This is a genomic window from Paenibacillus kyungheensis (assembly GCF_028606985.1).
Taxonomy (GTDB): Bacteria; Bacillota; Bacilli; order Paenibacillales; family Paenibacillaceae; genus Saccharibacillus; species Saccharibacillus kyungheensis.
In genome coordinates, this window is sequence record NZ_CP117416.1 from 4320336 (window position 1) to 4342754 (window position 22419).

The 22419-nt window shown below is 40.7% G+C and carries 19 protein-coding genes; 6 read left to right on the plus strand and 13 right to left on the minus strand.

Annotation, left to right across the window (positions count from 1 at the left end):
• Positions 1-76: 76 nt before the first annotated feature.
• The 6 genes from trxB to kduI all read right to left on the minus strand — a co-directional run bounded on the left by trxB (position 77) and on the right by kduI (position 5646).
• The gene (gene trxB / locus PQ456_RS18670; RefSeq protein WP_273613600.1) at positions 77-1021 is read right to left on the minus strand and encodes a thioredoxin-disulfide reductase; all 945 of its coding nucleotides are present in this window, start codon (positions 1019-1021) and stop codon (positions 77-79) included.
• Positions 1022-1289: 268 nt separating this feature from the next.
• The gene (locus PQ456_RS18675) at positions 1290-2120 is read right to left on the minus strand and encodes an SDR family NAD(P)-dependent oxidoreductase (protein ID WP_273613601.1); all 831 of its coding nucleotides are present in this window, start codon (positions 2118-2120) and stop codon (positions 1290-1292) included.
• A gap of 200 nt (positions 2121-2320) precedes the next feature.
• The gene (locus PQ456_RS18680) at positions 2321-3169 is read right to left on the minus strand and encodes a sugar phosphate isomerase/epimerase family protein (protein WP_337957861.1); all 849 of its coding nucleotides are present in this window, start codon (positions 3167-3169) and stop codon (positions 2321-2323) included.
• Between the two features lie 70 nt (positions 3170-3239).
• Positions 3240-3992, minus strand: coding sequence for a 2-dehydro-3-deoxy-D-gluconate 5-dehydrogenase KduD (gene kduD / locus PQ456_RS18685; protein WP_273613602.1), 753 nt, complete (start codon positions 3990-3992; stop codon positions 3240-3242).
• Between the two features lie 17 nt (positions 3993-4009).
• Positions 4010-4771 (minus strand): DeoR/GlpR family DNA-binding transcription regulator, encoded by a 762-nt coding sequence (locus PQ456_RS18690; protein WP_273613603.1) that lies wholly within the window; start codon positions 4769-4771, stop codon positions 4010-4012.
• Between the two features lie 44 nt (positions 4772-4815).
• Positions 4816-5646 (minus strand): 5-dehydro-4-deoxy-D-glucuronate isomerase, encoded by an 831-nt coding sequence (gene kduI / locus PQ456_RS18695; RefSeq protein ID WP_273613604.1) that lies wholly within the window; start codon positions 5644-5646, stop codon positions 4816-4818.
• Between the two features lie 262 nt (positions 5647-5908).
• Here kduI and PQ456_RS18700 point away from each other — a divergent pair, with 262 nt between their 5' ends.
• From PQ456_RS18700 to galU, 6 genes are all read left to right on the plus strand, one after another.
• Entirely contained in the window at positions 5909-6580 is a 672-nt protein-coding gene (locus tag PQ456_RS18700) for a response regulator transcription factor (protein ID WP_273613605.1), read from the plus strand.
• Between the two features lie 2 nt (positions 6581-6582).
• On the plus strand, positions 6583-8106 hold the full coding sequence (locus PQ456_RS18705) for a sensor histidine kinase (protein ID WP_273613606.1): 1524 nt from the start codon (positions 6583-6585) through the stop codon (positions 8104-8106).
• Positions 8107-8350: 244 nt separating this feature from the next.
• Entirely contained in the window at positions 8351-10426 is a 2076-nt protein-coding gene (locus tag PQ456_RS18710) for an ArnT family glycosyltransferase (RefSeq protein ID WP_273613607.1), read from the plus strand.
• Between the two features lie 48 nt (positions 10427-10474).
• Positions 10475-11479, plus strand: coding sequence for a glycosyltransferase family 2 protein (locus tag PQ456_RS18715; RefSeq protein WP_273613608.1), 1005 nt, complete (start codon positions 10475-10477; stop codon positions 11477-11479).
• Positions 11466-11843: a GtrA family protein gene (locus tag PQ456_RS18720; protein WP_273613609.1), complete on the plus strand. Its 378-nt coding sequence runs from the start codon at positions 11466-11468 to the stop codon at positions 11841-11843. The genes PQ456_RS18715 and PQ456_RS18720 overlap by 14 nt, the downstream gene beginning before the upstream one ends.
• A 66-nt stretch (positions 11844-11909) precedes the next feature.
• Positions 11910-12803: a UTP--glucose-1-phosphate uridylyltransferase GalU gene (gene galU / locus PQ456_RS18725; protein WP_273613610.1), complete on the plus strand. Its 894-nt coding sequence runs from the start codon at positions 11910-11912 to the stop codon at positions 12801-12803.
• 373 nt (positions 12804-13176) lie between these two features.
• Here galU and cyoD read toward each other — a convergent pair whose 3' ends face one another.
• The 7 genes from cyoD to PQ456_RS18760 all read right to left on the minus strand — a co-directional run bounded on the left by cyoD (position 13177) and on the right by PQ456_RS18760 (position 22362).
• Complete coding sequence (gene cyoD, locus PQ456_RS18730) at positions 13177-13518, minus strand: cytochrome o ubiquinol oxidase subunit IV (RefSeq protein WP_069325649.1); 342 nt, start codon at positions 13516-13518, stop codon at positions 13177-13179.
• A gap of 1 nt (position 13519) precedes the next feature.
• Positions 13520-14140: a cytochrome o ubiquinol oxidase subunit III gene (gene cyoC, locus PQ456_RS18735; RefSeq protein ID WP_273613611.1), complete on the minus strand. Its 621-nt coding sequence runs from the start codon at positions 14138-14140 to the stop codon at positions 13520-13522.
• On the minus strand, positions 14140-16116 hold the full coding sequence (locus PQ456_RS18740) for a cbb3-type cytochrome c oxidase subunit I (protein ID WP_273613612.1): 1977 nt from the start codon (positions 16114-16116) through the stop codon (positions 14140-14142). The genes cyoC and PQ456_RS18740 overlap by 1 nt, the downstream gene beginning before the upstream one ends.
• A 68-nt stretch (positions 16117-16184) precedes the next feature.
• Complete coding sequence (gene qoxA / locus PQ456_RS18745; protein ID WP_273613613.1) at positions 16185-17216, minus strand: cytochrome aa3 quinol oxidase subunit II; 1032 nt, start codon at positions 17214-17216, stop codon at positions 16185-16187.
• 286 nt (positions 17217-17502) lie between these two features.
• Positions 17503-17772 carry a hypothetical protein gene (locus tag PQ456_RS18750; RefSeq protein ID WP_273613614.1) on the minus strand — a complete coding sequence of 90 codons (270 nt, stop codon included), beginning with the start codon at positions 17770-17772 and terminating at the stop codon, positions 17503-17505.
• Positions 17773-18136: 364 nt separating this feature from the next.
• Positions 18137-20554, minus strand: coding sequence for a glycoside hydrolase family 95 protein (locus PQ456_RS18755; RefSeq protein ID WP_273613615.1), 2418 nt, complete (start codon positions 20552-20554; stop codon positions 18137-18139).
• A 116-nt stretch (positions 20555-20670) separates the two neighbouring features.
• Complete coding sequence (locus tag PQ456_RS18760; protein WP_273613616.1) at positions 20671-22362, minus strand: ABC transporter substrate-binding protein; 1692 nt, start codon at positions 22360-22362, stop codon at positions 20671-20673.
• Positions 22363-22419: the final 57 nt, after the last annotated feature.

Below are 22419 nucleotides of genomic sequence, written 5' to 3' on the forward strand. Positions count from 1 at the left end.
ATTATGTAGATAGCAGAACGTGAACCTATTCTGCTACCTGTAGACATTATATATGTTAGATCTGTATAAAATACAATTAACCCATAACGACTTCTTGATGTTCCAACGCTTCGATAAATTTCTCACAATCCATCGCTGCCATACAGCCACTACCTGCTGCTGTAATCGCTTGACGGTAACGAGTATCTTGCACATCGCCACAAGCGAATACGCCCGGAATATTGGTCTCTGACGTACCTGGGTTAGATACGATATAACCATTCGCATCCGTTGTGAGTTGATTGTTCAAGAATCCTGTATTCGGATGATGACCAATCGCTACGAATACGCCATGTGCAGGAATGATTTCTTCTTGCCCTGTATTGTTGTTCATCACTTTAAGTCCTGTTACACCGCTATCGCCAGCAACCACTTCAAGTGGATTTTGGTTCAAAGCCCATTCGATTTTTTCATTGGAACGAGCACGATCTTGCATGATTTTGGAAGCACGCAATTCTTCGCGACGGTGAACCAGTGTTACTTTAGAAGCAAAACGAGTTAAAAAGCTAGCTTCTTCCAATGCAGAGTCTCCACCACCGACAACCACGATTTCTTTACCGCGGAAAAAGAATCCATCACATGTTGCGCAAGTACTTACGCCGCGTCCGATATTATCTTGCTCGTTAGGAATACCTAGATATTTAGCTGTAGCCCCTGTAGAAATAATCAATGTCTCGGTAACCAATTCGCCCATACCTTCTACTTGCAATTTAAAAGGACGATCTCCAAGATCTACACTGTTCACCCAACCTGTACGGAATTCTGCACCAAAGCGCTCTGCTTGTTTGCGCATATTGTCCATCAATTCCGGTCCCATAATACCATCAGGGAAGCCCGGGAAATTTTCAACTTCTGTCGTTGTAGTCAATTGACCACCTGGTTGTGGGCCTTCAATAATCAACGGGCTTAGATTTGCACGAGCAAGGTAGATCGCAGCAGTCAGTCCCGCAGGACCTGTTCCAACAATAATTGATTTGTACATATTGCATTCCTCCATATTTAAGATGAGCATGATGATCACACCCAACTGAATGTGTATAGTAATATAAATGTTATGAGCTAATAGATAATAGTTACAATTAATTGCATACAATTTATAATCATTCTAAACTATTACCAATTATGAGGAAAAGGAGGGCTATAGTCAAATGAAGTTTTCATGAAGGGATCACTTGGCACACAAATAAAACCTGCTTTCTTCTATAACAGAAGTCCGCAGGTTTGAAGTCTATATCATATAGGATGATCACTTAATCTTTGTCTAAATGATCGTAAATAACGCCCCAGCCATAACCTGCTTCTGGAGAAGTATCTTCTGGCATACCCGGCAAAATCAATCCGCCATCTACACGTAAATTGATGCCTGTAATATAAGAAGCATCATCAGAAGATAACCATGCGACTGCTTTGCCGATATCCGCAGGTGTACCCATACGACCTAAAGGAATCTTACGTCCTAGTGGTTGCTTGATAGCATCGTACTCTAATCGATTTACAGTCGCACCTGGGCCTACACAATTCACCCGTATACCGTAAGGAGCAAATTCAAGTGCAAATGAAGCAGCTGAGCGTATCAATGCAGCTTTCATGCCACCATAGATGCTGTCGGTAGGATAAGCACGTTCTGCGCGGGAAGATGTGATAAAAATAATATTTCCAGCAATTTCTTGATCAATCATCGCTTGGGCTGCATATTTGGAAGCTAGAATAGGTGCGCGATAATTAAGATGGATCGAATGATCTAAATCTCCCATTTCCAGATCCAATAAGGCTGTACCGTTGCCTCCACCTGCATTATTAACAAGCAAGTCGATCCTTCCGAAATGTTCTAATGTCTGCTTAATTACCGATTCTGGCTGATCAGGTTGCGTAAGGTCTGTCTGAATAGCAAACGGCTGTGCTCCATAAATATGTGATAATTCTTGAGTCACATTGTCAATATCATCCGATTCTGAATGATATGTAAGCGCAATACGATATCCTTTATGAGCAAGTACTTTGGCGATTCCTCGTCCAAGCCCTATGCCAGCTCCAGTAATCAAAGCTACTTTACGATTTCGATGATGTAGTAAATTATTCATCGTACCCTCCTTCTTCTTATCCCTATCTGCTTCTTCATACATCTGTTAAGAAGAATTAAACATGAACTTAAAGTATGAAGCTTATTGATAACGATAGCAATGATTTAATATTTTTCCACATTCTACAAAAAAAAGAATAGCCTTATGATCAAGGCTATTCTTCAAAAGGAGGATATAGAAAAATAATAATAGCTACACCATTAAGCCTGTACGTCTTGCCAGATCTTGCGCATATATAATGATGCTTGCGGAAGGTCATCTAAAGGTACACCCTCTAGCGAAATATCGATATGAGGTTTGTATTCTTGAAGCAAACGGAAAAATAACGGATAATCCAATATACCTGTACCTGCTGTACGATAAGGCTTACTGCCATCCGGTGCAAATGTAAAATCTTTCGCATGGATCAACAACATCCGATGAGCTAACTTTTCAAATGTATCCCGTAAAAAAGCTTCTTGATGATCTACATGTTCCGTTTTCATCATATTACAAGGGTCAAACAGCATACCTATCGCTGTCGTAGGAATATCCTCGATTAACTGTAACATCCGCTCGGTAGAATGAAGCGTATGATCAGCAACCGGTTCGATGGCCATATGTACGCCCCATTTATCAGCTTCTTCGGCTAATTCAGATATTGTTTCTTCCAAAATACGCCAACCCACTTCTGCATACCGTTCCGGTTCTGAAGCTTGATAGGTCGTATACCCGCCTGTTTCGGTAGCGACCATACTACATCCAAAGTCACGTGCATATCGCAAATGTTCTTTGAACCGTTCGATGCCATGACGACGTTCACTGAGAGCAGGATGAATAGGATCAATATAACAACCCAGTACAGCAATGCGTACATTCTGACGATCAAATTGTTCTGCAATATGATTAGCAAGTCCGGGACTTAATCGACCATTTGATGTATCTATATCCGAGATCGCTTTGGCAAGCGCTAACTGAACAGAAGTGAATCCACCAGCAGACACTTTAGCAGCAAGTTCTGCAATTGGCAATTGTCCATAGATATGTGCAAGTACGCCTTGTTTCATCATCACACTGCCTTTCTGTTATAGATTCTATGGTACACATTCATGCTAATCGATACGATCTATCCAAATCGAATTAGCGTGCCATCCATCCGCCATCTACACAGATGATATGTCCATTCAAATAATCGGAAGCTTTGGAAGCTAAAAAGACGACAGGTCCTTGCATATCTTCGGCTGTTCCCCAGCGCCCTGCTGGAATACGATCGGTAATCGCATCAAAGCGAGCAGGATCAGCTACAATCGGTGCTGTATTGTCTGTCAGCATATAACCTGGAGCAATCGCATTAATCTGAATCCCTTTGCTTGCCCATTCATTCGCAAGTGCTTTGGTAATTCCTGCAACCCCATGCTTACTGGCTGTATAACCCGGTACATTGATGCCACCTTGATAAGACAACATCGAAGCCACACTAATGATCTTACCGCTTCCTTGTTCGATCATATGACGACCGACCAATTGTGACAGATAAAACACTGTCTCTAAATTAATATCAATCACATCGGCAAAGTCTTTCCACGGATGATCGACTGCTGGAGCACGACGGATAATACCTGCATTGTTGACCAAAATATCGATTTTACCTTTAAATGCTAATGCTTGATGTACTACATCTTCTAATCGGTCATGCTTGCTCAGATCAGCTTCGATATCAATCGCTTCACGTCCTAATGCTTTTACTTTATCGACTGTATCTTGACTGCTTGAATAAGAGACCGAGATAATATCTGCTCCTGCTTGAGCAAGCCCTAAGGCCATCCCCTGTCCCAGACCACCGCTTGATCCTGTAACCAAAGCTACTTTGCCCGTCAAATCAAAACTGTTCATCAATATATTCATCCTTTCTACTGTGTAGCGATATCCAATGGAAGATTGGATTGTTTAAAATGTTCTATCTGTTCAGCAGACAATCCACTATCAGTAATAATCATATCGAGCTGTTGGCAGGCAGCAAATGTCCACAACGCAAATTGTCCGAACTTTTGATGATCCACTACTCCATAGACTTGTTGCGCTGTTTCAACCAGTGCTTTTTTGAAAGGAACCAGATCACCTGTATAGATCGACAATCCAAATTCAGGATGGAGCGCTGTCGAAGATACAAATGCTTTATGAATATTGAGACTGCGTATATACTCTACCGCTTGCGAGCTAATCAACATATTACGTGTTCGTTCCCCGCCAGGAACGACCAGACGTACTTGTTCACGCTTGGCAAGTTCACTCAAAATAAACAGGTCATTGGTAACTACAGTTAATGGCACATTAGGCAGTCGCTTGGCGATCTCCAGCGTAGTACTGCCTCCATCGAGTGCAATAATATCGTTAGGCTGTATATAATGAAGCGCCCGCTCCGCGATTTCTACTTTTTCAGACATATGCTTGGTATTGGTTCCTTGACCGGATAAAATGCCATATTGATCATTTTGTGCCAGTACAGCTCCGCCATGTACACGAGTTAACAATCCCATGTCTTCTAACTTGGCTAGATCTTCACGAATCGTTTTGCCTGTAACATTCATCATCTCGCTCAATTGACTGACTGTTACTTCTTGATGAGATATTAATATTTCCATAATGCGTTCATGACGCTTCAATGCACTCATAATTCCCCCGTCCCTTCCAGTATGATGCCGGAATGGTTTTGGGTTTATTTTAAATCTTTCATAGCTACTGCGTCCATATCATCGAACGTTTGATTTTCGCCAGCCATTGCCCAGCAGAATGTATAATTGCTTGTACCTACGCCACTATGGATCGACCAGCTTGGAGAAATCGCTACCTGTCCATCACGTACAACAAGGTGTTTGGTATTTTGCGGTTCGCCCATAAAGTGGAATACTGTCGCATTTTCATCCAGATTGAAATACAGATAGACTTCAGAACGACGGTTATGAGTATGACAAGGCATTGTATTCCACATATTACCTGGAGCCAGTTCTGTTATTCCCATCACTAACTGACAGCTTTTAATACCGCCTTGATGAATATATTTGTAAATTGTACGCTCATTTGATGTTTTGATATCACCCAGATGACTTGGTGTTGCATCTTCTTGGGTTGCTTTTACGGTTGGATATTGATGGTGTGCGGGTGTAGATACAAAGTAGAACTTAGCAGGCTCACTGCCACTACCTGAAAACGTCACTTCTTTGGTGCCTAGTCCGATATACAGACATTCTTTGGCAGCTACTTCATATTCCTGACCATCTGCGGTGACTTTACCGGGAGCTCCAATATTAATAATTCCAATCTCACGACGCTCAAGGAAAAAATCTGTTCCGATATCTTTAAGATTTACTTCTAATTTGATCTCTTTTGAAGCAGGAACAGCCGAGCCTACAATATAGCGATCTACATGACTGTATACGGTTACAAGTTCATCAGTTTGAAATAAAGATTCGATCAAAAATTCCTCACGTAGACGATCAGTATCAAAAGATTTCACATCATTCGGGTGAGACACATAACGGTTTTCCATTATTATTCATCCTCTCAATAAGTGTAATTTGGATTACAAATGTTCATATAAGTTCATTTTAGTTCATATTGTTCGTTTTGGGAAGTGATTAATCACACTTTTGGATTTTTTTGCAAATTCGTTGATAGGCGTGTTGCTGGGTTGATGTTATGATCTACATAATGTCAGACTACCTCGTTCATGTATTCTTCATATTGATCTGATATGATAATGCAAGCACCGGGTACGATTAATCTGATTACTTGTAAAGGAGCGTTACGATATGGTACGTATTTTGATAGCTGATGATGATCCTTCCATTTTGGAATTAATTCATATGTATTTGAGTCGTGAAGGATATAGTGTGCATACGGCACGAGATGGTAAAGAAGCATTCGATATGCTTGGAAATGGCAAATGGGATCTGATTATTCTGGATGTGATGATGCCTCATATGGACGGATGGCAACTAACGCAAGATATTCGCCGTTATTATGGAGATGTACCGATTCTTCTAGTGACTGCCAAAGGTGAATCCGAAGACAAAATCAAAGGATTCCGCTTAGGTACAGATGATTATTTAGCGAAGCCTTTTGTAGCTGAAGAAATGGTTATGCGTGTCAAAGCTTTGTTGCGACGCTATCGCATTTTTTCAGGCGAATCTCTTTCAATTGGTAATGTCAGACTGGATGCTTCGACCAAAGAAGCAGATACAAATGGTAGTCTACAAGCTTTGCCTGCCAAAGAATTTGATCTGTTATATACTCTTGCTGGATTCCCGGGACAGATTTTTACACGCGATCAATTGATCGAAAAAATCTGGGGACATGATTATGATGGTGATGAACGTACAGTCGATGTTCATATTAAGCGTCTACGCGATCGTTTTACAGAAGAAAATGGATTTACGATTCAGACAATTCGGGGCATCGGTTACCGGATTGAGGTGAAATAAGGTTGAAAAATATTTATAGTCAGCTGGTCCTTACGTTTATTGCAGTTGTAGTAGCCAGCTTTGTCATTACTTTACTGATGTCTGATTGGGTATTTCAACGACAACAGGTTAATTTTGTAGAAGATCGTATTTTGGCAGATGCCAAGTCTATGGCTGAGATTCAATCTTCTATTCCCAAAAATATGATTCAGAAATATCTAGATAGTCAGGGCGGACAGATGCAGATTGTAGTGATCGGCGCAGATGGTACGACGTATCGTTCTATTGGTGAGGGACCGGGAGGGCCTCCGGGACTTTCCCCTCCACCTGTACCTCCGACACCACCTGCTTCTACAACAAGTACCTCAACAGATACAAAAAATAAAGCAAAACCAACACCTCCTGATCCTTTAAATCAATGGAATATCCCAGAGACAGTGAAAGAAGAAGTATTAAATGGACAGGTCTATCACCCTACAGCTATACCGACTACCAATAACACTGTCCCTAGTTTTGATTTTTCATTTTTTAATTCAAAAGATAAAAAAGAACCTCGTTATGTCGGTGTACCGTTTGAACGTAATGGTCAAAAATATGCTCTTTTTGCTCGTCCTGCACCCGGTCATTTTGTGAATCAATTTAATAGTTGGATGTTTCTAGTCTTGTCGGTCATGTTAGTGATTGGGGTTGTACTGTTTTTATTTGCGGCTCGCTTAATTGCCAAGCCGATTGCCAAATTATCGGAAGCGACCCGACGTGTAGCCAAAGGCGATTATCAAGTTCGTGTGAATCTACGACGTAACGATGAGATTGGTGAATTAAGCCGTAACTTTAATCGAATGATTGGCGAATTATCTAAGATCGAAGCGATGCGTCAAGAATTTGTATCCAATGTATCGCATGAGATTCAGACTCCTTTGACTTCTATTCGTGGATTTGCAGGAGCTTTGCGAGATAGTGCTTCTCCTGAGCAGGTCAGACATTTGACGATTATTGAACAAGAAAGTGAACGATTATCCAAGCTTAGTAGCAATCTGTTAAAACTAGCTTCACTCGATGTTGTTAAGCTTCATACTGTTCCTTTCCGTCTGGATGAACAGATCCGAATGTCTGTCGCTTCTTGTGTACCGCTTTGGATGGAAAAAAATATCGATCTATCTGCTGATCTCGACAAAATTACATTTGACGGAGATGAAGATTTACTCAGTCAGGTATGGATTAACTTATTATCGAATGCAATCAAGTTCACTCCGGAACAAGGGAATATTTATATTACGCTTACACATGATCAGCAATGGATTATAGCGTCGGTGCAAGATACCGGTTGCGGAATAGCACCTGATCATTTAGAACATATTTTTGATCGCTTTTACAAAGTCGATACGTCACGTACATCGGTTACCGGTGGGAATGGATTAGGATTGTCGATTGTGCAGAAGATTATTGGATTGCATGGTGGACGAATAGAAGGATCTAGTGGGGATGGACAAGGAACCAAAATGACTGTTTTTTTACCGTTAACTGTTGAACAACCCAAAGGTTCTTAACTTTTTTAAATAAGAGCTAGGTGTTGACCCATTTTATAATATCAATATATTCTTTTCAGGTTCTATTCATCTTGTATCAATAAGCGAGAAATTCCTTGTATGTTAAGGATTTCTCGCTTTTTTATATGTATTTATAGCAATCTTTAACCGCCTTTAAGGCAACGTTCATTTTTTGTTCATAAAGCCTTGTTATATTTTTTACATAAAGTTATACGACGTGATCAACAAAGGAGGATATATACAAGTGAAAGAATCCCGCATTCGAAGGATAGATCCGATTTTAGCTATACTGGCGCTTATCGCCGCGGGTCTTTCGCTATATAACATTAATCAATCAGGTGACCTGAACAGTTACTATACTGCTGCTATTACAAGCATGGTGCAGAGCTGGCATAATTTCTTTTTCAATGCTTATGATCCCGGTGGTTTTATTACAATTGATAAGCCACCGGTCGCTTTCTGGCTTCAAGCGATCAGCGCCAAACTATTTGGAATCCATAGTTGGAGTCTAGCATTACCATCTGCACTTGGATTAGCTGGCTCCGTTATTTTACTGTATCTCATAATTAAGCCTCACTTTGGAATCACTGCCGCACGTATCGCCGGGCTGATTATGGCGTTAACGCCAATCGCTGTAGCTGTTAGCCGCACGAATAATGCAGATAGCACACTAGTTTTCTTTTTAATGCTAGCGACTTATCTATTGTTCAAAAGTGTACGCAGTGGCAAACTACTTACCCTTTGTATCGCATTCGGACTAGTTGGAGTAGGATTTAATACCAAAATGCTACAAGCGTTTATGGTACTCCCTGCGTTCTACCTTCTCTACTGGTTAGCTCGTAAAGGACAATGGAAACAAAAAATACTTCATTTGTTAACTGCTAGTGTATTGATGGGAATGATTTCTCTATCATGGGCAGTCATTGTTGACCTTACACCTGCGGATCAACGTCCCTTTGTAGGAAGTAGTGGAACATCCAACTCTGTACTGGAACTTGCGCTTGGCTACAACGGAATCAGTCGTCTTACAGGTGATTCTAGTGGTGGCGGCAGTGGTGGAATGGGTACTATGCCATCCGGTACACCTGATGGTCGTAGCAATAATAGTGCAACATCAAGCTCTATCAGCTCAAGTAGCACACCAACAACAGCTAACACTTCAACAGATACATCCAATGCAAAAATATCGACAATATCGGATCAGCCTACAACTACTACAGTTAGTGCAGATCATTCTACCGCTTCTGTTCAGAATACTAACGGAAATGCTCCACCACAAGCCGGATTTGGTGGGGGTAATGATGGTGGACGATCTGGCAGTGGTGGAATGGGTGGTTCTGGCGGTGGTAGTAATGACGCTGGTGATGCTGGATGGCTTCGATTATTTAGTACAGCCAATGCAGGGCAAATCGCATGGTTCCTTCCTTTAGCCTTATTGAGTGCTCTGATATTATGGCGCCGGGAACAACGACATATCGTGCTGTTCTGGGTAGCATGGCTTGCACCGATGATTATCTTTTTCAGTATTGCAGGGCATATTCATCGTTATTACTTTATTATGATGGCTCCTGCGATTGCCGCTCTCACAGGTGCAGCGTTCGCTTATTTATGGCAAAATATACACAAGCGCTGGTTGACGATATTTATGCTCATAGGGATCGCAACTGGATTATATATTACAATTTCGTTAGATCAAATGATTCTTGGTATTGTAGCAGCTCTGATCGGACTAGTGTCTATAGGGATTGCCCTTCGTTCACGTCAATCGATGAACAGAATCTCACTCACTCTTGCTCTTGTCGCTTTACTTGTTGCACCTGCCTACTGGTCGATAACACCAGCAATCTATGGAGGGAATTCTACACAACCTTCTGCCGGACCAGAATTAGCAACCTCTAGCGGACGCAGTAACAGCTCTACTATTGATTCTGGTTTGATCACTTATTTGCAACAACATAACACTGGTGAGAAATATCTGGTAGCCACTACTTCTTCACAGACAGCTACACCGATCATTTTAGCTACCGGCTCTCCTGTAATAGCATGGGGCGGATTCAAAGGCTCTGATACTGCCCTGACAACGACTCAACTCGAAGCGCTAGTCACCAATGGCGAACTTAAATATGTGATTCTTGGTGGCGGTATGGGTAGTGGGAGCTCAGATTTGACGTCATGGGTACAAGCACATGGCACTGAAATTACACAAAGTGAATGGAGTGCTAACTCTACTACATCAACCGATACGACTTCTCAACGTTCTCAACGCGGTGGCGGTGGAAGAAGTTCTCAACTGACTTTATATGAATTAAATCAATCGTAACCCCACTGTTGTGATGACATAAAGATGTATTTATAAGGAGGAAAACCTATGCGATATTCAATCGTTGTACCTGTATATAATGAGGAAGCTGTTGTAATGGAATGTTACCGTCGCCTGACTGAAGTGATGCAACAAACAAATGAACCGTATGAATTAATTTTTGTAAACGATGGAAGTCGTGATCAAACGGCTTCTATTGTGAATCAGCTTTGTGCCCAAGATACATCTGTGAAATGGATCGACTTTTCCCGTAACTTTGGTCATCAGATTGCGATTACTGCTGGTATGGATCATGCTCAAGGTGAAGCGATCGTTGTTATTGATGCTGATCTTCAAGATCCACCAGAATTGATTTTGCAAATGATCGAAAAATGGAAAGAAGGCTACGATGTCGTCTATGCTACCCGGGCAGAACGTAAAGGTGAAACAGGCTTTAAAAAATGGTCTGCTTCGATGTTCTATCGCACACTGAACAAATTAAGTGATATTGATATCCCGATGGATACAGGTGATTTTCGCTTAATCGATCGCAAAGTATGTGAAGCGATGAAAACATTAAAAGAAAATAATCGATTTGTTCGTGGTCTGGTGAGCTGGGTAGGCTTCCGCCAGACATCTATCAGTTATGTACGTGAAGAACGCTTTGCAGGTGAAACCAAATATCCTCTTAAAAAAATGATCCGCTTTGCATCAGATGCACTGGTCGCTTTTTCGCTCAAACCTTTAAAATTAGCTAGTATTCTAGGTAGTGTTGTATCGTTATTTAGTTTCTTTTATCTGATCTTTGTACTGGCTCAGAAGTTACTGCATTTTTCAACCACACCAGGGTGGGCTTCTATCGTAGCGACGATCTTATTTTTAAATGGGATTACGTTAGTCATTCTTGGTCTTATCGGTGAATATATTGGCCGGATCTATGATGAAGTGAAGCAACGTCCTCTTTATCTGATACAGCAAACTAGAAATTTTGCTCAAGAACAACCACTTCCTGTGCATGAACAATTGCAAGAACAACGTCGTATGATGAGCGAACAACGTCATGCTGGTTTCTAAATTATTTGCGAATCAAGCGATTCGATTTGCTACAGTTGGTGTCTCCAATACTGTTATCGACTTTGTTGTTTTTATGCTACTACAGAGCTTTACAGGCGTTGTAGCCGCTCAGTTTATTGGTTATGGTGCTGGAACATTGAACAGTTATCTCTGGAATCGTCGTTGGACGTTTGCACGTGGTAAAGGCTTTGACTTTTCAGAAATAATCCGTTTTTTACTGGTAAATATAACAGTTGCTATTATTACAGCTATTGCAATCAGCTTGGTTCCTGCGAGTATTCCAGTTTGGATTGCCAAAATAGCAGTAACTATTTTGGGATTAGGAATCAATTATACGGTCAGTAAATTATGGGTATTCCGTTAATCAAACGTCTGCATAACAGATATAGCGTACCTGTATGATAACAATACAGATTCAGGAGGAATTCCGATGAAAGTTCGTAAAGCGATTATACCTGCTGCTGGGCTTGGCACACGTCTGTTGCCTGCTACCAAAGCACAGCCGAAAGAAATGTTACCTATCGTTGATAAACCAGCGATTCAATATATTATTGAAGAAGCCGTTGCTAGTGGGATCGAATCTATCCTTATTGTTACCGGACGTGGCAAACGCTCGATTGAAGATCATTTTGACCATTCGATTGAACTTGAACTTGATTTAGCTTCCAAAGGGAAACATGCTTTACTAGAACAGGTGAATCGTATTTCGGAACTGGCAGATATTCATTATATTCGTCAAAAGAAACCTTTAGGTCTAGGACATGCCATTTTGTGCGCCAAGCAATTTGTTGGAAATGAACCTTTTGCGGTACTACTGGGTGATGATCTTATCGTTAATGAAGTACCCGGATTACAACAATTATTGAATCAAAATGTATATCCTTCTACAGCGATTGTAGGTGTACAACATGTACCTTATGAACATACGAATAAATACGGGATTGTCGCTCCATCGGTTATACCCAACACTCCTTATTCGATTATTCCTGTTAGCGATATTGTAGAAAAGCCGGCTATCGAAGATGCTCCATCTGATCTAGCAGTGATAGGACGGTATGTATTGCCTCCTGAAATCTTTGATTATTTAGAAGATACGTTACCTGGTAAAGGTGGCGAAATTCAATTAACCGATGCGATCTCACGCTTACCTCATATCGCAGCGTTAGAGATTCAAGGCAATCGTTATGATATCGGTGATCCGCTTGGTTATGTCAAAGCAACAATTGATTTTGCTCTTCAGCGTCCTGAACTTCGTGATGAAGTCCAAACGTATTTGGATCAGTTGCAACATCGTGTTACTTCTTCTATCCCACAATTAGGATAATGCTCTCAAGTAGCTATACATTATGATGATCATTTTGTATCTGCTATACATTATGTATCACATCTATAAAAGAGTCTTGCTTTGCTGTTTGTCACAGCAGAACAAGACTCTTTTTGTTATACTGCTGTTGTTATCTATTACAGTATTACATCATCGACTATGATGATGCACTGCACTGTATCTGCTGTTGTCCTTTAAATTAGATATTAATTAGGCTTACCTGGATTACATAATCTAATCATTCCTATCAAACGCTATAACAAAAAAGCTCTCTCACTTTCACCACTACAGCATAACAATCTGTAGTAGATCCAGCAAAAGAGCTTTTAAAGTCTATCTCGTATCTTGCACTTATGAGTTCTTATCTAGTGGATTAGTATCCTACGCCGTTGTAAGCCATGATCCATACAGAACCAGATACAACAACCAATACAATCGCTAGACCAAAAATCAAAGCCATTACGTTCCAACGAGGTTGGTTACCTGTACGATCGCGTACATGCATAAAGAAGAATAGCTGTACAACGAACTGCAATACCGCAGTGATCATAATGATTAGAATCGTTGCTGTTGCTTGGAACATATGGTTCATAACAACAACTAACGGAATAATCGTTAAGATAATCGAAAGGATAAAACCAATGATATAAGATTTAAGCGAGCCATGAGCATGATCTTCACCATGTGCATGTGAATCTGTTGAATGCTGCGCCATATTACATCACCCCCAACAAGTAGACGACGGATAGCAAGAAGATCCATACCGCGTCCAAAAAGTGCCAGTACAAGCTGATGACGTTAATTTTACCGCGTGTTACGTCAGTGATACCACGACGAGACAATTGGATAATCAATAACAACATCCAGACTAGACCAACCGAGACGTGAAGTCCGTGAGTTCCGACAAGTGTGAAGAATGCACTTAGGAATGCACTTGCAGAGATTCCGTGTCCTTCTCCAATCAATTTCACGAACTCTGTTACTTCAAGCCCGATAAATGCTGCACCTAGAATAAAAGTAACGATCAACCAAGAAATAAGTTGTTTTACATTTCCTTTGTTCATAGCAAGTACAGCAAGTCCGCTTGTAAAACTACTTGTTAACAAGATAAATGTCTCAGCGATAACGCCAGGCATTTCGAATATTTCTGCACCACCGGGACCACCGGCAGTGTTTTTATGAAGAACCACATATGTTGCAAATAAAGTACCGAACAAGATAACGTCGGTAATTAGGAAGATCCAGAAACCAAGAAGTTTCATTTCTTGCGGATCGTGATGCCCGTGGTCATGACTATGATCATGGTCGTGACCATGCTGTGATACAGCTTGTGCCATTAGACCGTCCCCCTTATCGATGCTTCCGTCTTCTCAATTTCTTCAACTGGAATGTAATAGTCGGTATCGTATTGGAAAGAGCGAGCAATCATACAACCTGCTACACCAATCAGACCAAGAACCGCCATCCATGTCCATAAGAAGACAAAGCCGAATCCGGCAATAAAGAAGAATGTTGACATTATAATTGGAATTGCAGAGTTTTTCGGCATATGAATTGGAGCATATACAGGTTTTGGCGGATTTTTCGGAAGCTTACCAGCCGCACGACGCTGTTTCTCAACCCATAGCGGATCTCTACTATCCACAACTGGAACCACTGCAAAGTTATACTCTGGTGCAGGAGAAGGAATACTCCATTCCAAAGTATGAGCGTCCCAGATATCGCCAGTCGTATCGACTTCACGATTTTTGATACTATAAGCAATTTGAAGAACTTGGAACAAGAACGCTACACCCATCAAGTATGCACCCATTGTGGATACAACGTTTAATGGACCCCAGCCAGTGTCCCAATCAAATGTACTGATACGACGAGTCATACCCATTAGACCAAGCAGGTATTGAGGCATGAAACACACATAGAAACCAATGTTCCAGAACCAGAATGCCCATCTACCTAATGTTTCGTTCAGTTTGAAACCGAACATTTTTGGCCACCAGTAGTACATACCAGCGAAGTAACCGAATACTACACCACCGATAAGAACTTGGTGGAAGTGAGCAATTAGGAAGTAACTGTTATGATACTGGAAGTCAGCAGGAGCAACAGACAATAGAACCCCTGTCATACCACCGATAATAAAACATGGGATAAATCCGATCGTCCAGAGCATCGGCAGATCGAAGCGAATTCGACCACGATACATCGTAAACAACCAGTTAAAGATTTTAACCCCTGTAGGAATTGCAATCAGCATCGTGGATAATGCGAAGAACGCATTAACATCTGCGCCAGAACCCATCGTGAAGAAGTGATGCGCCCAGGTAAAGAACGATACGAATGCAATAATCAACATGGCGAATACCATGGATGTGTAACCAAATAGCTTTTTACGTGAGAATACGCTGACGATTTCGGAGAAAATACCGAACGCCGGTAATATAACAATGTATACCTCAGGGTGACCCCACATCCAGATCAAGTTGATATACATCATCGGGTTACCGCCACCATCGAGTGTAAAGAAGTGAGCCCCCGCAAACCTATCGATAAACAATAGTGCTAGTGTAACTGTCAAAATTGGGAAAGCGAAAATGATAATGATACATGTTGCGAATACAGACCATGTAAACATAGGCATTTTCATAAATGTCATGCCTGGTGCACGCATTTTGATAATCGTTACCAAGAAGTTAATACCCGTTGCAAGGGAACCAATACCTGAGATCTGAATACCCCAGATGTAGAAGTTCTGTCCAGGTCCTGGATTAAATTGGAGTTCTGATAGTGGTGGATAACTCAACCATCCTGCATCCGGTGAACCACCGATAACGAAAGATAAGTTAAATAGCATCGCACCCAAGAAGAACAACCAGAAACTTAATGCGTTCAAGAATGGATAAGCTACATCGCGTGCTCCTAATTGAAGAGGAACAACAATATTAAAGAGTCCGAACATAAATGGCATCGCCATAAACAGGATCATAACTACGCCATGCGTCGTAAATACCTGATTATAATGTTCAGGATGTAAAAATTCGAGATTTGGGAATGCGAGTTGAGTACGCATCATAATGGCATCCACGCCGCCACGGAACAACATCAAAATCGAAGCAAGAATATACATGATACCGATTTTTTTGTGGTCAACTGTTGTTAAATAATTACGCCACAACCAGCCCCATTTTTTGAAATAGGTGAGTCCCACAACGATAGCAATCATCGCAAGTCCGATAGATACATCTGCACCGTAAATTAGTGGGTCGCCGGTGACGAAAAAGTCAGATGCAAAATCTTTAATTTTCTCGAGCATCGGGGAGCTCCTTTCCCTGTCTTTTATGTCACACGCTACGGTACAACTAACTTCAAATAAATCTGAACTTAATTGCTAGTATTCGTGTCTGTGCTTTCTTGATCATTCATTTCCATGCCATCGTGATCGCCTGTTCCCATATCACTTTGTCCTTCTTCACTTTGTTTCTCATCAATCTGAGTAGAAGGAGTGGTGTGAGTAGCACGATCTTTACCGCCTGCTAAACCGCCTGGCAAGTATTTGGTAACAAGTTGTTGGAATAGACCTTCCGGGAATGCAGAAAACGTTTGTTTGTCAGCAGTTCCAGGAACCGTTAGCGACTGGTATGTTTCCATACTCATAGGTTTAGACTCGGTTTTAACTTTGTTGACCCAAGTCTGATATTGCTCGTCAGATACAGCATTCACATCGAATCTCATTTGGGAAAAATGCTCACCACTGAAGTTAGCACCTGATCCAAAGAATGTTCCTTGATGATCAGCTTGTAGATACAATGTCATAGCCATACCCGACATCGTATAAATTTGTCCACCAAGTTCTGGCACCCAGAAAGAATTCATCGGAGCATCAGAAGTCAGTTCAAATCGTACAGGTGTATCTTCTGGAATCGTAATAGAGTTCACAGAAGCAATACCTTCGCCCGGGTACATAAATAACCATTTCCAGTCCATAGAAGCAACTTGGATTGTAATAGGTTCCTTCTGTGATTGAATCGCTACAGAAGGCTCTAATGCATAAGTGTAACGCACAGTTACGATACCAAGTACAGCAATAACGATGATTGGAATCCCCCACCAGATGGTTTCAAGCTTGGTGCTGTGGTTGAAATCCGGATCATATTTTGCTTTTCTACCTGGTTTGTCACGGTATCTCCACACTATAACAAAAGTGAGTATCGTTACCGGAACAATAACAATGGCAGTTAGAATCGTGGAAATCACGATTAGATCTCTTTGTCCTGCGGCAATAGGTCCTTTCGGATCGAGAACAAAGTAATTGTGGCTACCTGCATAAAGTGCCCATACCGTCAAAGCGAGTGACAGAACCGACACAATAATCATAACCCACATCATAAGACGAGAACCCGGTTTTTTGTTCATCTTAATCCCCTTTCTCACATAACGTTTAAGACGTTCATAATATTGAAACCACACATTTCTATGTTAACACTAAGTGTGCTATTTGCGTATCCATAGAAGGTGTAAATTCCACATTTTTTTGACTTGTTAACAAATCTGTCAATTTATTAACAGGTTATCGTGAATCTTTTCACATTATTTATATATTATCATATTGTGATTCCGTAAAAAAGCCCCTTTAAGAATTAATTCTTAAAGGAGCATGTATTTAATTAAAAAGGATTTATTTTATCGTAAATCTCATTTTTTAATCATCATTGATACTTTCTTTTCCTTCTTCATTACGAACCTGCATAGAACCGATCGATTTACCAATAAAGTAAATAAATACACTTCCTACTACACATCCGATACCCATCATCAATCCAGCGTTGTTATCATTAAATGGTTGGATATTCAAAATAATCGTTACTACACCAACAACAAAAGCAATCCAACCTATAATTGTTAGCAAACGAGTTAATCCACGCGCATTTTTTCCGGGTGAATTTGAACGGCCTTTTGTATTTGTCGCCATATTAAGCACTCCCCTCTTATGTTAGTATCCATTGCTACTCCAAACTAGGAGCACTTTAAAAATTACGTTTCTATTGTTATAGTCTCTATTACCACAATTTGCCCCTTTTGATTCGTTATTTAATTATATTCTTCTTATTTCTATATTATTTATTACAAATTATTGTCAAATAGTATGTATTTCATGGTCAAAAAGGCGACATTCTCTGTATAATACAGAAAATATCGCCTTAGTTCATCTCCCTATTAATATATTCATAGTTACATATTTGATAAGAATATATTTATATATAGAAGAAAAAAATATTTTTTCATTACTTCTCGTCAAAATATTCGTAGATTAACTGTATGATTAGACCCGAATTTTAGACCTTTGCATGTAATGTATAACTTCTTCCCGCTTCCGCAGTAAACTCCAGCACAAAATCAGTTTGTTGCTCATCAGGTTCAGTCAATGTAGAAGCTGTTAATGGATCTTCCAATTGCAGAGCAATAGAACTCACCAAGCGACAGGTTCCATGAAACTGCGATTCTACTGTCACTTCTACCAGTTGTGCTTGTTGCCAGTGCATATCTACTGTATATCCGCCACGTGCCCGTAGCCCTTTCACAAGTCCTTTATTCCATACTTGTGGCAACGCAGGCAGTAGATGTAGTTCTTGTAAATGGCTTTGAAGCAACATTTCAGCAATACCTGCGGTTCCACCAAAATTACCATCAATCTGAAATGGAGGATGAGCATCAAATAGATTCGGATATGTAGAACGCGATAATAACGTACTTACAAATTCATGTGCAGTCTCTCCATCCAACAAACGAGCATACAGATTAATAAGCCAAGCACAGCTCCATCCGGTATGCCCTCCGCCATGCTGAATACGTCGTTCTAGCGAGACACGAGCAGCTTCTACTAGCTCAGGTGTCTGATAACGATTAATCTCATGCCCGGGATACAGACCATACAAATGAGACACATGACGATGCCCTGGTTCATGCTCTTCATAATCCCGGTACCATTCTTGTAATTGACCATGGCGACCAATATGAAAAGGATATAAGCGCTTATAAGTCTCTTGTAGCTCAGTTGCCCAATCTTGATCGACTTCAAGCAATGTTGTGCTGGTGATACAGTGATCTAATAATTCGCGGATCAATGTCATATCCATCGTAGATGCTGCTGATGTACTACATCCTTCTCCAGAAGCAGTTAGAAATTTATTTTCAGGTGAAGTCGAAGGAACAGTAACCAAATAGCCTTCACGATCTTCAACCAACCAATCCAGTGCAAACCTAGCAGCTTCTTTCAAAATCGGATAAGCCGTTTCCCGTAAAAAGTCTAGATCACGATGATATTCATAATGCTCCCACAGATGCGCACATAACCAGATTCCACCAAGAGGCCAGAACGCCCAGCTTGCATCGCCTTGAGTCGGTACAGCCAAGCGCCAGAGATCACTATTATGATGGGTTGTCCAACCTTTAGCTCCATAATGAACTTTCGCCGCTTCCTGACCACTTACACTCAGATCTTCTATCATACGAAATAACGGTTGATGACATTCTGAAAGCTGACACACTTCAGCAGGCCAGTAATTCATCTGTGTATTGATATTCGTGGTGTAATCACTATTCCACGGAGCTTGTACATGTTCATTCCATATCCCTTGTAGATTAGCTGGCTCACTTCCAGGTCTGGATGAGGAGATTAACAAATATCTTCCATAATGAAAATATAGTGCTTCTAAATCTGGATCATGACGATGCTGTTGATATTGTTGCAGTCGCTGATCGGTTGGTAATTCTTGGTCAGTTATACTTTGATCGGATGCTAACAGATGTTGCTCATCTTCTAATTGAAGCTCTACCCGATTAAATAGACTACTATAATCTGCTAGATGTTGTTCTAACAATGACTGGTATCCGATACTTCCCGCTTGATTGAGAATAGCTACACATTCTTCTGCTAATACACGTCCACTACTTCCCGGGACTTGATCGTATCCTTCAAAGTTAGTAACGACTGATAATACAATCATAATTTCATGTGCTTCTTGAATAGATAAGTGCTGATCTTCTACTTGAATATGTCCTTGATCTACATACACTTTGACGCCTACATGAAATTGAATACCTTGCTCTGCTTGTGCATCATACGCGTAAGGTGGTTCTGTCTGGCGATAGTCTTCGATACTTGGCAAGCAATAGCCAGCTAACGATAATTCATGATCTTGAGCATACTGTTGATGTGGTTGTACACTATCTAGCCGTACATGAATATTCAGAGGTTGCTGACCATCACTACGTAACCGATAGACCATCACTTGATGCGGATGACTGACAAATACTTCTTTTTCGATACGATGTCCATCTGCTTGCCATGATGTACGAGTGAGCGCTTGATCTACCAGTAACTCACGACGATAATCTGTAATTACAGGTTCAGTCGCAGGGTATTGTATATCAACCCACAGGTCGCCTACAGGTTGATAACCTTCAGTATCGTGCCCTAACATGCTGGTGTTAATAATCGATTGTGCTTCTTCTAATTGGTTATCAAAAATCAGTTCTCGAACATGAGATAACTCAGCTAGACTACTAGGATTGACTGTCTCACGTGGTTTCCCTGACCATAATGTATCTTCATTCAATTGAATACGATCCTGCTGTATACCACCAAATACCATGCCTCCTAGACGACCATTCCCTATCGGTAACGCTTCCTCCCAGAGTTGTGCAGGTTGGTTGTACCATAGTTTCCATAACGACTGCTTGTTTTGATCCATCGGTATATGACCTCCTGATTGAAATTCGTACATTTGAAATTCATACATAAAGGGGCTTCGTTAATCCGAAGCCCCTCTTTGCGCTGTATCACAGCTTTTGCAATTATCTAAGATGTTTATTTTGCAGTGACAGGTTTGCTCCACAATTCAACGGTATCTTTGATCATTTGTGTATACGATGCTTCCATTTTTTTCATTGGTTCTGTACTTAACTCAGCAACCATTTCATCGTAAATGCCATCAAATTCTTCTGGAGAAGCTAAAATTGCTTCTGGAATACGTTTACGCACAATATCTTGTCCTTTTTGGAAGTTTACTGTGTATTCTTGATCATCCGGTGCTGGTAAATTGTACGCTGCACCCCATGGTTTAACCGGGAACTCATCTTTTTGCGGGAATAAGTCTTTCCATGTTGTTGCACCATAAGCTTTTAATGTTTCTTTTTCGGAAGCTGTGTAACCTGCAATAATTTGTTCAGGGAAATTCGTAGTGTAATAGTTACCTGATGGATCTTTCACGCCATCACCATAATGAACACCAAATATAGTATATCCACTTACACCTGTTGTTTTAACAAAGTTTGTATTATCATTTGTTTTCATGTCTTGGACATCCGCAGGAATAACACGTTTGCCATCTTTCATATTGTACTGCTTACCTTCGATACCCCATTGATTCAAGACTTGAGCTTCATCTGAAGACATCCAATCCAAGAATTTGATAATGCGGATCGGATCTTTCGCAGAAGTAGTAATCCCTATACCGTAACCTACTGGTGCACCGATATCCTGGAATGAACGATCTTTTGTTTCTGTTGTTAATTGAACAGGATAATGTCCGTATGCACGTTCATTCATACCTGAAGATTTTAGAGCATTTTCAGCTTGTTGGTAATCCCAATCTTGATCGATTAGACCAAGAACACGTCCACTTGCAATTTTAGAGTTATATTGGTCTGTTTTTTGTGTGAATGTCTCAGGATCTAACAAACCTTCGTTATACATATGATTTAACCAGCGGAAATATTCTTTTTCTTCAGGACGTTTGTAATGAAGTTGTGCTTCATAGGTCTCAGGGTCGATGTAGAATTCGCCATCATCCGGTGCACCTGTTGATAAGAATGCTGGGTTTGTAACTGTAATCTGAATTTTCCAATCATCTGCATTAAGAGATAATGGAATCGTTGGTTGTCCATTGATTGTCGGATTTTTTTCTTTGTACTCTTTTAATACTTTTTCGAAATCTTTAACCGTTTCGATTTTAGGATAGCCTAGTTCTTTCATTACAGCATTTTGCACTTCAAAGCCGCCACCTGCGTCAAAGCTTGTTTGCCCTACGCCTGCATTGGTTGGCAATACATAGATAGAAGGATCTTCTTTACTGTATTGTAGGCGAGCCAAATCGTCTCCATATACTTTTTTGATATTAGGACCATATTTATTAATAAGATCAGTCAAATCGATCAATGCGCCAGCTTCTACTAATTTACTAATCGAACCTTTAGGAGTAATCATATCAGGATAGTCACCAGAAGCTGTCATCAAAGCAATCTTCTGTGTCCCCCCACCACTTACATCATATTCAGCATTGAGCGTTACATTCGTTGCTTTGGTGATTGCTTTACCAACATCATCCTGCATATTATTCCACGTTGGATTCGCATCAGAACCAAAAAAGGAAATCGTGATCGGTGTGGACACATCAGAAGTTTCTGTTTCTACTGGATCTGAACTTCCACATGCAGTTACACTTGCTAGTGCTACCACTAACATAGGTGCCAAAGCATATCTGAATAATTTTCTCGGCATTAAAATTGCCTCCCTTTTGAATATAGATAGTCCTTCAATCATAGAACAGGGTAGAAA